Origin of the sequence: Prevotella sp. oral taxon 317 str. F0108 (assembly GCF_000162415.1) — a bacterium.
GTDB classification, from domain to species: Bacteria; Bacteroidota; Bacteroidia; order Bacteroidales; family Bacteroidaceae; genus Prevotella; species Prevotella conceptionensis.
Genome location: NZ_GG740075.1, coordinates 267,066 through 280,829 on the forward strand (window position 1 = coordinate 267,066; position 13,764 = coordinate 280,829).

At 49.4% G+C, this 13,764-nt stretch carries 12 protein-coding genes; 2 read left to right on the top strand and 10 right to left on the bottom strand.

Going from position 1 to position 13,764, the window contains the following annotated elements:
• From folE to HMPREF0670_RS12405, 5 genes are all read right to left on the bottom strand, one after another.
• A complete protein-coding gene (gene folE, locus HMPREF0670_RS12385; protein WP_009231494.1) occupies positions 1-582 on the bottom strand; it encodes a GTP cyclohydrolase I FolE in 582 nt (193 codons plus the stop codon).
• Positions 583-631: 49 nt separating this feature from the next.
• A complete protein-coding gene (locus tag HMPREF0670_RS12390; protein WP_044078268.1) occupies positions 632-1,324 on the bottom strand; it encodes an SPOR domain-containing protein in 693 nt (230 codons plus the stop codon).
• 165 nt (positions 1,325-1,489) lie between these two features.
• Positions 1,490-3,562, bottom strand: coding sequence for a BT_3928 family protein (locus tag HMPREF0670_RS12395; RefSeq protein WP_083786873.1), 2,073 nt, complete (start codon positions 3,560-3,562; stop codon positions 1,490-1,492).
• Between the two features lie 78 nt (positions 3,563-3,640).
• Positions 3,641-4,198 carry a DUF1599 domain-containing protein gene (locus HMPREF0670_RS12400; protein ID WP_009231497.1) on the bottom strand — a complete coding sequence of 186 codons (558 nt, stop codon included), beginning with the start codon at positions 4,196-4,198 and terminating at the stop codon, positions 3,641-3,643.
• A 163-nt stretch (positions 4,199-4,361) separates the two neighbouring features.
• Entirely contained in the window at positions 4,362-4,769 is a 408-nt protein-coding gene (locus HMPREF0670_RS12405) for a hypothetical protein (protein ID WP_009231498.1), read from the bottom strand.
• A 372-nt stretch (positions 4,770-5,141) separates the two neighbouring features.
• Here HMPREF0670_RS12405 and HMPREF0670_RS12410 point away from each other — a divergent pair, with 372 nt between their 5' ends.
• Positions 5,142-6,575, top strand: coding sequence for a CCA tRNA nucleotidyltransferase (locus HMPREF0670_RS12410; protein ID WP_044078269.1), 1,434 nt, complete (start codon positions 5,142-5,144; stop codon positions 6,573-6,575).
• Positions 6,576-8,166: 1,591 nt separating this feature from the next.
• Positions 8,167-8,340, top strand: coding sequence for a hypothetical protein (locus HMPREF0670_RS16450; RefSeq protein ID WP_157579639.1), 174 nt, complete (start codon positions 8,167-8,169; stop codon positions 8,338-8,340).
• 453 nt (positions 8,341-8,793) lie between these two features.
• Here HMPREF0670_RS16450 and ccsA read toward each other — a convergent pair whose 3' ends face one another.
• The 5 genes from ccsA to HMPREF0670_RS17195 form a co-directional block, all read right to left on the bottom strand.
• Positions 8,794-9,582, bottom strand: a complete 789-nt coding sequence (gene ccsA, locus HMPREF0670_RS12420) for a cytochrome c biogenesis protein CcsA (RefSeq protein ID WP_009231502.1) — start codon at positions 9,580-9,582, stop codon at positions 8,794-8,796.
• Entirely contained in the window at positions 9,579-10,811 is a 1,233-nt protein-coding gene (locus tag HMPREF0670_RS12425) for a cytochrome c biogenesis protein ResB (RefSeq protein ID WP_009231503.1), read from the bottom strand. Before HMPREF0670_RS12425 ends, ccsA begins: the two co-directional genes overlap by 4 nt.
• Positions 10,812-11,179: 368 nt before the next feature.
• Entirely contained in the window at positions 11,180-12,664 is a 1,485-nt protein-coding gene (nrfA, locus tag HMPREF0670_RS12430; RefSeq protein ID WP_009231505.1) for an ammonia-forming cytochrome c nitrite reductase, read from the bottom strand.
• Between the two features lie 84 nt (positions 12,665-12,748).
• Positions 12,749-13,351, bottom strand: coding sequence for a cytochrome c nitrite reductase small subunit (gene nrfH, locus HMPREF0670_RS12435; protein ID WP_009231506.1), 603 nt, complete (start codon positions 13,349-13,351; stop codon positions 12,749-12,751).
• A gap of 193 nt (positions 13,352-13,544) precedes the next feature.
• A partial coding sequence (locus HMPREF0670_RS17195) for a hypothetical protein (RefSeq protein WP_232213922.1) occupies positions 13,545-13,764 on the bottom strand: 220 nt, incomplete at its 5' end.

The window sequence follows — 13,764 nt, forward strand, 5'->3', positions numbered from 1 at the left end:
TTATTTTGGGCGTATGAGGTTCATAAACTCTTCGCGCGTTTTGGCTTGGTTGAAGGCACCGCTGAAATCGCTGGTGGTGGTGATGGAGTTTTGTTTTTCCACGCCGCGCATCTGCATGCACAGGTGTTTGGCCTCTACAACCACCATTACGCCTAGAGGTTTAAGCGTGTCTTGTATGCAGTCTTTTATTTGTTGGGTCATTCGTTCCTGCACTTGCAGGCGATGGCTAAATATATCTACCACTCGTGCTATCTTGCTTAGGCCCGTGATGTAGCCGTTGGGAATGTAGGCCACGTGTACCTTTCCGAAGAAGGGCAGCATGTGATGTTCGCACATCGAGAAGAAGTCGATGTCTTTAACGATAACCATTTGGTTGTATTTCTCTTCGAAGAGTGCATCTGTAAGCACTTTGCGAGCATCTTGCGTGTAGCCGCGCGTCAGTACCTGCATGGCCTTTGCCACGCGCATGGGCGTTTTTTCTAATCCTTCGCGGCTAGGGTCTTCACCCAAAAGGGCTAGCACTTCTTTGTAATGTACGGCTAGCTGGTCTAGCCCTTCTCGGTATTCTGGTTCCAAGTTCATGTTTCAGATAAGTGGCTTCTTTATATATGTCGTTGCATGTTGGGCAGTCTTAGTTCTGCACCGTTATCTTTCCTTTTACGATGACAGCCTGCTTGTAGCCCATGGCTTGTATGGCATTGAGCATGCGTGTGGCCTCTTCTATGCTGCGATAGTTGCCCACGCGGCAAATCCATCGTGGCGAATAGAAGTGCACGTAGATGGGTTGGTCGGGGAAGGCGGCCTTTATCCGGTTGCCTATTTGCTGCGCGCGGTTCTTGTCGTCGCGCGAGTTTCCGCCGGCGTATGCCTGCACCCGATAGCCGTCTACCTTGTATCCGCCCACCATCACCTTTTTGCGCGTGTCTATTACGGGGATGTTCAGGCCGTCGCCATCGTCGCCGAGGGCGTTATTCTTTTGTGTGGTCTCTTTTTTATTGGGTTCGTTCTTGCGCGTTTGTTCCGTTTCGCGTTTCTCGTTAGGCTGTCGCGCAGGGCTCTCCACCTCGGTTACTGAGGTACTTTTCCCACTGTTGGCCGTGCTGCCGTTGGCGGTTTGGGGTGTGCGTTCGTTGGGATTGGGGTTTGCCCACTTCCCCGCGCCGCCCTTTCCGTTAACCAATTGTTCTATGGCGGCACTCTGAGAGATGGTTACAACGCCTTGCGTCTTTGGGTCGCGTCGGCGCAAATGGTCGGTAAAGGTTTGCGCCTCCATTGCAATGACGGTGCAAATCCAAGTGAAAATAACGGTTACCAGACGTTTCATTGTTGTGGGGTGTTGAGGGTTACGCTAGGGCGAAGTGGCCTGTTGCCGACCAATCCGCACGTTTGCCGCATTTGGAAAGTGGATGAATAAATTGGCGAGGCGACACGCCCGGCACACTTTCGTAAGCCGAAAGTGCCGCTCCGCTGCATTAGCTATTGCTTGTTGTTATTTCTTCCAGGCATCGATGATGCCCTTGAAGTCGGCGCATTTCAATGCTGCACCGCCGATAAGGCCGCCATCAATGTTGGGTTTGGCAAACAGTTCGGGTGCATTGCTGGGCTTTGCGCTGCCGCCATAGAGGATGGAAGTGTTCTCGGCAATCTCGTTGCCATACTTTTCGGCGATTGCCGAACGAATGAAAGCGTGTATCTCTTCGGCTTGTTCGGCCGTTGCAGTCTTGCCTGTACCGATTGCCCAGATGGGTTCGTAGGCAACGATAACGTTGGCAAACTCTTCGGCAGAGAGGTTAAACACCGAACCTTCAAGTTCTGCTTTCACCACGTCGTTTTGCTTATTGGCCTCGCGTTCGGCCAAAGTCTCGCCGATGCAGAATATCACTTTCAACCCGTTTTTAAGTGCCAAGAGCACTTTTTCTTTCAATATTTCGGGTGTTTCGTTGTAGTATTCGCGACGTTCAGAGTGTCCCAGGATAACATATTGTGCGCCCGTGCTCTTCACCATCTCGGCCGAAACCTCGCCAGTGTATGCTCCCTTCTCCTTATCAGCGCAGTTTTCGGCGCCCAAGCCAACGAGTTGGCTGTTTAAAACGCCAGCTACGCTAGCCAAATGAATGAAAGGTGTGCAGATGATAACGTCGCAGTTGGGTTTGTCGGCGGCCAAAGCATCGTTCACTTCCTTTGCCAAGGCCAGTCCTTCTTGCAGGTTCAGGTTCATTTTCCAGTTACCTGCTACGATCTTTTTTCTCATTTTCCTTTTTTTCTTTAAGAGTGTATATAGTTTATTGCGTTTTCTTTGTTTCTTTATCCATTTGGTCCATGCCCACAATCGGTCGGCCAAGGTGAGCAAGAACAGCGGAAACACGAACCAAAGCACTATTTTGGTGATGCGTGTCGTTACGCTGGTGGGGTCTATTTTGCCGATGCTAAGCTTGTTTAGTGGGGCATTCAGCGTTTCTTGTTTGGGCAAGGCGTTGTGGCTCCATTTGTTAATCACCACACCATCTTTAATGAGTATCAGCCCAGGGTTGCTCCTTATCATCGTTTTCAGCGTAGTGCCGTCGGTGATGTAGAAAGGATATTCGGCCCCTGTGAGGTCTTGCCAACGGCTGATGGCGGCTTTTCCGCTGGCGGTTAGGCACATCATGGGCACGTTATGCCGTTTGGCGTACTCGTATATTCGGTCTATCGCACCGAAGTTGGTGTCGTCGGCTTGCTCTAAGTAAGGCGAAATCAGCAAGAAAGTGTAGCCCTTACGGTTTAAAACGTCTTCTGTGATGTCGTTGCCAGTGGCCTCGTCGGTGATGGAGAAGTCGTGAATGGGCGGTACGTAGCCTTCTTCGGTTTGCACGGTCTTGCTGTCTACGAAGGTCCAGGTGGAGTCTGGGTAGTTGTCTAGCGTAAATTCGCGCGTCTCTCCGTTCTTGCTTAGCACGAAGGTTGTTTCAAATTTGGGTTGTTTTGCATCCGCAGGAATTTCCATTCCCTTACGGATGTCGGCTCCGATGTGGTATGGACGGAAGTCGAATGGGGGGAGCGTGTACAGGCTCCACGCGCTCGACACGATGATAAAGAACAGCGTATAGTTGGTAACAATCCATTGATTGGTCTTTGAAATGAACCTCACCATGCGCAGCGGCCATCTTGCCACCACTGTGGCGGCCAGCAACAGCACGATGTTTTTTGCCAAAGTCTGCCCATTGCTCAGATGAAGGGCATCGCCGAAACAACCACAGTCCTTTACAGGACTAGCAAAGTATATCCACACCGTGATGAGGGTCATCATGCCAATGAAACCCAACAACAGCTTTGAAACCAAACGCCGCTGTATGGCGAAGAGCAGATACACGCCCAAAGCGAACTCTGTGGCGGACAAGGCAACGGACGTGAAGAGCGTGAACCAATTGGAAACGAAGCCTGAAAGACCGGCGGCCGCCAGGTAATCGTTTATCTTATATTGAGTGCCAAGCGGGTCGATGGCCTTTACATAGCCCGACAACACGAAGGTTGTGGCTATCAAAAGCCTGCACACGTTGGTGAGTATGTATATAAGTCGTTTCACATTCAAAATGCTCTATTGGCCAGTTGGTGCGGCATGTACGATTGTTTATCGCTTTTAGCAAAGCCGCAAGCATGGTCTTTATCGTACTTCCTTCTCTTTTAGTTTTATGGCTCCAAACACTGCATAGTTGATGATGTCCATATAGTTGGCATCGATGCCTTCGCTAACAAGGGTGTCGCCCTCTAAGTCTTCCATTTCCTTTATGCGTTGCAGTTTAGTTAATATCAAGTCGGTATAGCTGCTAACGCGCATCGTTCGCCACGCCTCGTCGTAGTCGTGGTTCTTTTTCAGCATCAGTTGCAAGGCGTCGTTGGCGTATTGGTGATACAGGGCAAGCGCCTCTTCGGGCGTGAGGTCAACCTCGTCGGCAAAGCCTTTTTCTAGTTGAATTAGGCCGATAATACCATAATTCACCAATGCGATAAACTCAGGTCTGATGCCTTCGTTCACCATTGCCGTTCGTTTTATTTCGAGCGAGCGTATGCGTTTGGCCTTGATAAAGAGCTGGTCGGTAAGCGATGTGGCCCTAAGAATGCGCCACGATGCGCCATAGTCGTGCAGTTTTCTTTCAAAAAGGTCTGCACACTCTTTCAGCGTTTCCTCAAACTGTTTCTCTGTCGTTGCTTGTTCTGCCATCGTTCTTGTTCTTTTGAGCCTCGGTGAGGTGGGGTAGGGCGCATCGGTAGTGCAATGAAAGCTTGCTTTTACATTGCCGAGTGCAGCCTAATTTCTGCAAAATTACACATTATTCAGCAAACGGCAAAAGAAAAGGCACGAGTTGTCGTGCCGTGCGCGCCAATCATTGCGCCTGCTTTTTCTGAATGGCCTTCACCATTTGACAAAGGGCCTCGTATCGAATTTTCAGCGAATCGCGCCTAACCAAAAGCTCCGCCTTACGCTGTGAGGTAAGCTTTCCTTGTTTCAGAGCCTGCTCTTTGGCTTGTAAAGCCGAGTCGGTGCGTGCAATGTCGGCTTGTGCCAACTTCAACGATGCCGTTTGCCAAAGCCCCAAAGCCGTTTTTCGCGCATTGATGGCACGCGGAAAGCGGTCGCGCAACACGCTAATTGAGTCGAGTACGTCTTGATAACGCTCTGCCTTATACAAGCTGTCTATCTTGGCGAGCAGCGGTGCTGCCTTCTCGTCTTCGCTCTTTTCGCAGCTAACGGTTAAGGCAAACAGAGCCAAAAGCAAAAGTATCTTATTCATATTTCTTAATTATATGTACTGTATGGGGTACCATCTGCAACACCCGATGTGGCACAGAGGCGATAACCGCCCAGTTTTGTGCATCATTAAAAGCGCACTGCCAGCCATGTACCTACGTCTCATCTGGTGTTTGCACGCACCATCATGGACAAAAGTAACAATAAAAAACGAAACCGCCGAACTATCTGCATGTATTTTAAGGCTTATTCGATAAAATGCACTTCATTTTGTGTTCAGGCGCATCCGTTGTCGCTTTTCAATAGGCGCTTATGCCCAACATCTGCCTGCCTGCACGTCTAAAAACGCATTTGCAACGGGCTACTATCAACTTTTATGCGTAACTTTGTACCCACAAAAAGACTTGTATTTAGCATGAAGATATTATCCGATGCCCAACTGGCTGAACTCCTAGACCAAGACATTTTCCATAAAATAGGCGATGCGGCAGATGCCCTCGGCGTGCCTTGTTATGTGGTAGGAGGGTATGTCCGCGACCTTTTCTTGGAACGAGCGTCTAACGACATCGACGTAGTTGTGGTGGGAAGTGGCATACAAGTGGCCGACGCACTGCGTAAAAGCCTTGGAAAGAAGGCGCACATATCGGTATTTCGCAATTTCGGAACGGCCCAAGTGAAGTTCCGCGGTTACGAAATTGAGTTCGTTGGAGCGCGAAAAGAAAGTTACAGCCACGACTCGCGCAAGCCTATCGTGGAGAACGGAACGCTGGAAGACGACCAAAACCGCCGCGACTTTACCATCAACGCTATGGCCGTTTGCCTTAACGCCGAGAACTTCGGGCAGCTTATAGACCCTTTCGACGGCCTTTACGACCTCGAAGACGGCATCATTCGTACGCCGCTCGACCCCGACATCACTTTCTCTGACGACCCCCTGCGCATGTTGCGGTGCGTGCGGTTTGCCACCCAACTGCGCTTTTTCATCGAAGACGAAACATTCGATGCGCTTACACGTAATGCCGAACGCATTAAGATTGTTAGCGGAGAGCGCATTGCCGACGAACTGAATAAGATAATGATGACACAGCAGCCTAGTCGCGGATTTGTGGAATTGCACCGCTGTGGCCTGCTGCAACTCATTCTTCCCGAACTAACTAGGCTCGATAATGTGGAAACGCGCAATGGCCGTGCGCACAAAAACAACTTCTATCATACGTTGGAGGTGCTTGACAACATTTGCCAACACACCGACAACTTGTGGCTGAGATGGGCTGCCTTGTTGCACGATGTGGGCAAAGCGAAGACGAAACGTTGGGACCCGGCGGCTGGATGGACTTTCCATAACCACAATTTTGTTGGCGCAAAGATGGTGCCCGACTTGTTCAGGCGCATGAAACTGCCCCTCGACTCGAAGATGAAGTACGTGCAAAAGCTTGTAGACTTGCACATGCGCCCCATCGTTATTGCCGAAGACTGCGTTACCGACAGTGCCGTTAGGCGACTGATGAACGATGCGGGCGACGACACAGAAGACTTGATGACGCTTTGTGAGGCCGACATAACAAGCAAAAATCACATTAAGAAACAACGTTTCCTAGATAATTTCCGCATTGTGCGCGAAAAGTTGGCCGACTTGAAGGAACGTGATTACAAACGTTTGTTACAGCCAGTGATTGATGGAAACGAGATAATGGAGTTGTTTCATCTTGGTCCTAGCCGTGAGGTGGGCACGCTGAAACAAACGCTTAAAGATGCAGTGCTAGACAATCGTGTGCCTAACGAGCGCGAACCGCTGATGCAATTGCTGATGCAGAAAGCTAAGCAAATGGGATTGGACACGGCACGGTAAGGGCTGATGTTGCGCCAACGGCCTGCTTAACCGATAAAATTAAGGATGAATTGTGCGGTGTTTAGATAGCTTTATGCAACCGCCAATTCATCTTTTTCTGTATTATATCTGGCTCTTGTGTGTAAATGCTGATGGCGGCATTTGTTGTTGAACCCAATAGGTTGTTATACCGTTTATCAATTATTTTTGATTGTTTCCACCACTCGCTGTTCATTTTTCGTTTGCTTGCCGACAGCTTGCCTGTCTTGTTCTCTCTACGTAGCCCGCTGCGCCTTCAAGAATAAGGCAGACAATATGCTCAACATTCAAACGAAAATTGCATTCCTCTAACAATCGATTTGGGTTGAATTAAAGTGAAATTTATGCTGAAAAGTGTGCTATTCGCATCAAAACGGCCTCTATTTGCTGCAAACGGTACTGCTGTTCACATCAAAACACGCTGCAATTAGTTGCTACATGCAGTGCTGTAAACTGCAAAGCGCAATGCGATATGCCGAAACCGTCTTGACTTTTAACCCCAATCGGCCGTTAAGCCGCTTGCCAATTATTTTAGGTTGTTTCCTTTGTCTGCTGTTCATCTTTCGTTTGTTTGTCGACATATTGCCAGTTTCATTCTCTTTATGTAGCTCGCTACGCCTTCAAGAACAAAACAGGCAATAGGCTCAACAATCAAACAAAAATTGCACAAGCCCTAGCAACCGATTTGGGCTTAATGTTTCTAAAAATCAAGAGGAGCTTGTTATCTTTGTTGGGCCAACATAAATACACTCTCCTCTCCGTCTGCGAAATGGGGGACAAACCAACTCTTTGGTTTACAAACTCGCGAAAAAGCGACAATACCCGAACACGGAAACTCATCAATTTGCAAACTCATCAACTCACGAACTTGCAAATTCAAAGACCCATCAGCTCAAAAACTCACACTCTTAAATTGTTGCTTTTATTTTACAATACTGTTCTGGTTCTCGCTTCGTTCTAGCGAAAAAATGGGGTGAAAAGTGGTTAAATGGCCACTATTTCTAGTCTTCCACGTCTATTGTTTTGCCTATTTTCGAGAATACAGCCTGCTTTTTGCACCATTTTGCCTTTCTAGTTTGGTTGTCGGCTCATTATTTTTTGCGCTCAATAACCCACTTTTAGCCCCTAAAACCCTACTTTTTAATGGCCATTTTACCCATTTTAGCCCTGTTTTTAATGGTGGAAATGGGTTTTGCCTATACAACTGCAATGTATATTTATGCTTTTCGCCTCGTATTTAGCACCATTTTACCCTGCATTTAGCACCATTTTGCCCTGCATTTAGCACCATTTTACCTTGCGTTTAGCACCAAAACGCAAGGTGTTTTGCATCAAAACGCACTGCGTTTTGCGGCAAATTGCACTGTATTGTGCTGCAAATAGCCCGAAAATGGGTGCGAATTGCAGTTTTATGCAATGCGTATTCACTTTGCTTGCATTTGCAACAAGCCCCCTTTTGCATCGAAACAAACCTTCGCGAGAATCGATTTTTTGCGGCAAGGTGGATGCTCGGTGGGCAGAAAGGGCACTTATAATGTTAAATTTCTTGCTGAAAACTATACAAAAAAAGAATGTGTCGAATACACGTGTATGGGCTACGGAACGGCAAGCAGGTACGTTTGCGGACGGCCAGCGCATGTTGTTGCAGTGTATGCAGCCCACAGCCGACGGCGAGAGCAGCATGGAAATACAGAGAACATCTGCCATTTGCAGCTTGTCTTCAGCCTGTGGGAGATACATGGAATAACTTCTGTCTGGTCGCCTTTTAGCACATAACAGCGTTCTGCCTCAGGCGGATGAGGCTGTATCTCTGGCGTTGTCGTATCTTTGTATGCCGTTTCGTACCTGTGAGGCGTGCTTATCCGAAATAGGTTCATTAGTGCCTGTGCAGATTATTTTGATTGTTGAGCATATTGCCTATCTTATTCTTGGAGGTGTGTAGTGGGCTGCGTTGAGAGAAATAAGACAGGGATGATGCCCACAGGCAAACGAAAGCTGGGCCGTAAGCGATGGAAACAACCTAAAAAATGATAAGCGGTATAATGACCGATTTGGAGGGTAAGCAAAGGCATGGAGCTTTACGCCGCACTGAGGTTGTATTGGAACTTGAATAGACAAAAAACCGTTGGCAGCGTTATGCTGCCAACGGCTTGTAATGTGGTTTGGTTTTTTTTGCGTGTGAGCACTTATACTCTGTTTCCTAGCCCAGGTTGTAGGTGTGCACACTCGACCCCATAGCGGCTGGCAGGTAGTTTATTCCCCACCAACACATTTGTAGGAGCAAGAATGAAACGATGAGCATGTAGAGCGCGGGGCGTAAATGGTGGGGGCGCGAACGGCGGAAATGCACGTAGACTAGATAGGAGAACCAGGTTACGGCAGCCCATGTTTCCTTCGGGTCCCATGCCCAGTAGTGGCCCCAGGCCTCCTTTGCCCAAAGCGCGCCCATGAGCATGCCAAGCGTCATAAACGACAGGCCGACGTAAACCAGGTTGTCGGTGATGTCCATTTCATCGTCGGTGGCCGGTTTCTTCTTAATGAAAAGCAGGTAGATGGCCATCACCGTGGCTGCGCCAAGCAGGGCATAGGCGAACATGTAAACGATGACGTGGGGTGCAAACCAAGGACTTTGAAGGGCGGGCATCAACGTCTTGTTGTGTATTTCGGGTTTCATCACGTTGATGATGATGAACACCGTGGCCAAGATGGTGCTGAAAGAGAGTATCCACTTGTAACGCCAACGCAGGTAGACAACCATTCCGGCGAAGGGAAGGAAGAACGAATACCACAGACGTGTCTCGCCCATCGTGCGCAAGGGTGGGCGTTCGAGCGACACCCACATGGCTACGATGTAGCCGAAAAACACCAACAGGCCCGCAATGGTGGCGCCGAGGGTGAGTGTTTTCTTATCTTTCCAGGCGGCGTATGCGCCAACAGCCCACAGCAAAACGGCTACAAGGGCGAAATATGGGAAGTTATTCCAGGTCATTCTTTGGTCTCCTTTCTGCGTTGTAACGACAAAAACATAAATACGGCACCGAGCATCATCATGCCCAAGCCTACGTACACGAAGGGTAGCCAGGGGTCCCTAACCAGTTCTAACACGCTGGTTTCGCTCCATCTGCCCATCGAGGTGTCGTAGGACAGCTGATAGATTTTCCATCCTTCCACGCTTAACGGGCGGTTTACTTCGATGTCTGCGAATGCGTGCAGTCCTGCTTGGGTCATCAGTTCTACGCTCGAGAGGTAGCGTTGCGGTTCGCGTTCGGGCATGGCGATGGATATTTTGCCGTCTAAGCTAAGCACTTGGTAGGGAAAATGGTAGCTTCCGCAGGTTACCCAGCCCGTTCTCCTCACCTTTCCGTCGGGCGAAGTGGCGGTTATGTTTATCGCGGTCATCGCTCCCGACGAGTACCAGGGCAGGTAATTGGTGGTGTCTCGGGTCATCAAAGGGGCAGCCTCGTCGAGGTATTTGTTTAGTTTGATGGTCCAACCTTGTAGGTCTGCTGTTTTAAAGGTGCTGTCTACAATAAGGGTTGTGGGGTTTTCCTTGGGTATGGGGTCGCCCGTTTTTCCGTTTACAAGCATCAGCTTGGGGGGATACTCGTAGATTTTGAATGCCTTAAGCTGTATGGCGAGAGGCAATTCTACGATTTTTCCTTGGTCGTTGGTGGCTCGCCACTCGGGAGACGACTTGTGTATGGTCATCTTGAGGCGTTGCATGTCGGCGTTGCCCAGTGTTGCGCAAAGCATAACGATGAGTAAGCCTGCGTGGTTGAGCATGAAAGGCACGTCGTGCCACTTGAAATGTAAGGCCTTTTTGATGGTGGCCTGCGCCACAATGGCCGAGACCCAGATGTAGATGAGTACGAAGGGCCAGAACGAAAGCATGCGAGAAAGCCCCAGCGGGTCGGATGCCGGGCGTCCGTCGGGCACCTGTTTGGTCAGTCCCATGATGGCCGTAAGGGCCACGGCGTAGGCTAGGGCAGGGATGGCCGAGGCATACGAGGAGAGGAACTTGAAGGAATACACCTTGTTGCGGAAAGCATATACAAGGCTCATGGCGAGGATATAGCCTGCCAGGATGATGAAGTTGACGGGAAATGAAAGGTTGTTCCAGGCTATCGGCCCTGTGCTGAATTGCAACAGTAGGCCAACTAGCACAAGTCCGGCTCCAACTGCGAAGCCTTCAACCATCTTCCATGGTCGTGTCCACATAATTGTTTGTTGTTTTTTGTTTGTTTGTTATCGTTTTATCAATCGTTACGAATGGGCGTGTAGGCAGGTGCTTGCTGCCGCTGGTGTATGCGCGAATTGTGAGGTGTTGGAAAGAGCGGGATTGCCACTGGCTTTTTAGGATGCGCTTTGGGGGAGCCTACTCGCGCGCGCATACCTATTATATATAGGAGTGGCTAGAATGGAAAGTCCCTTGAAGTGCTTGTTTCTCCACAAATGGATTTGCCGCAAGCGGCGCAGCCCTGTTATAGACACCATAAAGGAGTTGAGGCCTTTTTATGGGCCTTAACCCCTTTATGATGGATGCTATAACATGTTTGTTGTTTGCAAATCCTTAGTCGGCAGTGCTGTTACAAGTCGAGCGCACGCCCTGCGGCCTTGGCTTTCTTAATCCATTGCGGCACAACGGTGTTTAAGAATTTCTCCTTGTCGGCCTCTTTCTGTTTCATGTCCAGTCCGATGTAAGCTTGTGCTTTGGCCTTCGTAGAGATGTCGGGCATGGGCACATCGGCCGTATATCCATGACGGGCAAGCACCTTTGCCACTTTCAGGCGTGCTTGGTTAGCGAAGTCGAGACTGTGCGAGAGGATGCGCATGATTTCTTGTGGAGCGTGGAAAGCGGCTCCGTGCGAGGCAACAGCAAAGTCCCAGCGCCATTGGCTCTTGCGCAGGAGGTCGAGAACGGGTTTCATTTCGGCCTCGGTTGCACCCTTGTCCCATGCGAACTTGGCTTCTATGTGTGCCGTGGCCAATTCGTTTTCTACGCGGTTACGTATTTCGTTGCACTTGCGTTGGCGTTCGTACACGTTCTGCCTAAGCGTTTCTGCACTCTGGCGGTGACAGGTTTGGCATGTGCGTTCGATGTTGGCCAGGGGGCTCATGATGTGGTGGTCGGTGTATTTCACGCCGCCTTTGCTCATGTATGGCATGTGGCAATCTGCACACGACACACCACGTTGGCCGTGAATGCCCATCTGATGGATTTCGTATCCGGGGTGTTGCGCTTTGAGTATGGGTGCGCGGCTCAGTGCGTGCGTGTAGTCTTTATAGTTCATTGCGTCGTAATACTTCTCCATCGCCTCTACCGTCATGCCGCTATCTTGTGGGAAGGTGAGGTATTTCCCGTCGCCCTTGAAATAGTATTCTGTGTGGCATTGGGCACAAACCAGCGAGCGCATTTCTTGATGGGTGGCCTTGTTAACGTCTTTGCCAACGCGTTGCCAGGCCTCGTACAGTGCGGGCCGTGCGGGTTTGAGGTCCATCGTTTTGGAGTCGTGGCAATCAGAACAACCCACGTTGTTCATTACCTGGTCTCCCCATTTCGACCACGGGGCCTTGTAGAAGTTGGCAACGCCATGTTCTTTCATGAGCCTAGGCACATCAGGACCTTTGCAAGTCCAGCATGTTCCTGGTTGTGGCTCTTTGCCTTCGGTTACTCCAGGTGCACCAGTGCGCAGTGTTCTGCGCACATCTTCAACAGCATGTTGGTGTCCGCGCGGCGTGGCGTAGTCCCACGAGAAGGCATAACCAGCCCAAAGTATCACCATGTTGGGACGTTGGGCAAGCACGTCTACGGCTTGTGAACTGTTAAATTCGCTTTTGAAAGTTGTGTCGGCCGTTTGTTTCCACGTTTCGTATTCGCGTGGGAAGTCGCTTGCGAACTTCGAGTTTTCAGATACGATACCCTCCATTGGGGTTTTTCTGTTGTTGAAGATGCTAACCACTTCGGCCCTGCGCTCTAAGAGCGACGATACGAGAAGGCCTAGGATGAAAACGACAACCATTGAACCTCCGAACAACAGCCATCCTTGCCAACGTTTTAATTGCTTTGCCATATCTATATCTTATTTGTTTTTAGTTTCGGTTTTCATAATGTTTTTGCTCACGCGTTTAGGCGTGGTGCACGAACGTTGTTTGGTTTACTTGCCTTTTCTTCCGAGCATGCCTTGCAACCAGTCTGGCACAGGCGACTTGGGTAATGGCACTTCTGCATTGGGCGTAGAGGATAGGGAGTTCATTCCGCCGTGTGGTACGTCGCGGTGACAGTCCCAACAAGCCATGCCTTCTCCGCGCTTGGCCATCATGTAATTGATACGCCCCGTGCGTACGAACTCTTGGTTGAGCTGGGCGTGGCAACGTATGCAGTTGTCCATTATCACTCCTGCGCTGGCATCTTCGGCGGTTATTGCCTGCCGCTCTTGAAAGGTTACGAACTTGCGAACATGGTTCATGCCGTCTTTCGCCTTGAAGTAGTACTTGGCGAAGACGTTGTTGTGAGGCACGTGGCAGTCGTTGCATGTGGCGTCGCGGCCATGCGAGGAGTGCATCCACGTGGCGTAATAGGGTGTCATGATGTGACAGTTTACGCATGCCGAGGGGTCGTCAGTGAGGTATGTGTGCATTCTAAGGAGGTACATGAAAAGCCCTCCCAGACCTACAATCAATCCTCCCGTCACCAAAAGGAATACCTTTTGGCGGTAGCTGAATGCCGATAAGATAGATTTTAGCTTGTCTTTTATCATGTTCGCTATATTTTCTTTGTGCAAATATAGCAAATAAAGCGCAATGCGGTTTGTGCAAGCGGCGTGATTTTTGAGGTGGAACGCTAACATTAACAGGTGTTAAGAACGTTGATTTAAACGTATTTTAACGTGCAAATCCTTATTAATAAGGATGTTTAAAAGGTGTGTTCGCGCACAAAGAAAAGGCTCTCTTTTACATATTTAAACACTTACAAGTGCCTGTTTCATTGTGAAATAGGGCGAAAGGATGGGGTGTGGCGGTGTTCTTCTTGCGGATTTTTGTTGTTCGTTTTACAAACAAGAGCTCTCTACATAAAGGCATTTCTTGGCGTCTTTGTTTTCTGTTTGAGAGCATGTTGTTGGAATGTTCTTGACTTTTAAGATTGAAGGGGGCTTGACTTTCAATTCTCCTA

Coding starts and splice junctions, on each gene's coding strand:
- folE (WP_009231494.1), bottom strand. CDS start 582: ATGAACTTGGAACCAGAATACCGAGAAGGGCTAGACCAGCTAGCCGTA.
- HMPREF0670_RS12390 (WP_044078268.1), bottom strand. CDS start 1,324: ATGAAACGTCTGGTAACCGTTATTTTCACTTGGATTTGCACCGTCATT.
- HMPREF0670_RS12400 (WP_009231497.1), bottom strand. CDS start 4,198: ATGGCAGAACAAGCAACGACAGAGAAACAGTTTGAGGAAACGCTGAAA.
- HMPREF0670_RS12405 (WP_009231498.1), bottom strand. CDS start 4,769: ATGAATAAGATACTTTTGCTTTTGGCTCTGTTTGCCTTAACCGTTAGC.
- HMPREF0670_RS12410 (WP_044078269.1), top strand. CDS start 5,142: ATGAAGATATTATCCGATGCCCAACTGGCTGAACTCCTAGACCAAGAC.
- ccsA (WP_009231502.1), bottom strand. CDS start 9,582: ATGACCTGGAATAACTTCCCATATTTCGCCCTTGTAGCCGTTTTGCTG.
- HMPREF0670_RS12425 (WP_009231503.1), bottom strand. CDS start 10,811: ATGTGGACACGACCATGGAAGATGGTTGAAGGCTTCGCAGTTGGAGCC.
- nrfA (WP_009231505.1), bottom strand. CDS start 12,664: ATGGCAAAGCAATTAAAACGTTGGCAAGGATGGCTGTTGTTCGGAGGT.
- nrfH (WP_009231506.1), bottom strand. CDS start 13,351: ATGATAAAAGACAAGCTAAAATCTATCTTATCGGCATTCAGCTACCGC.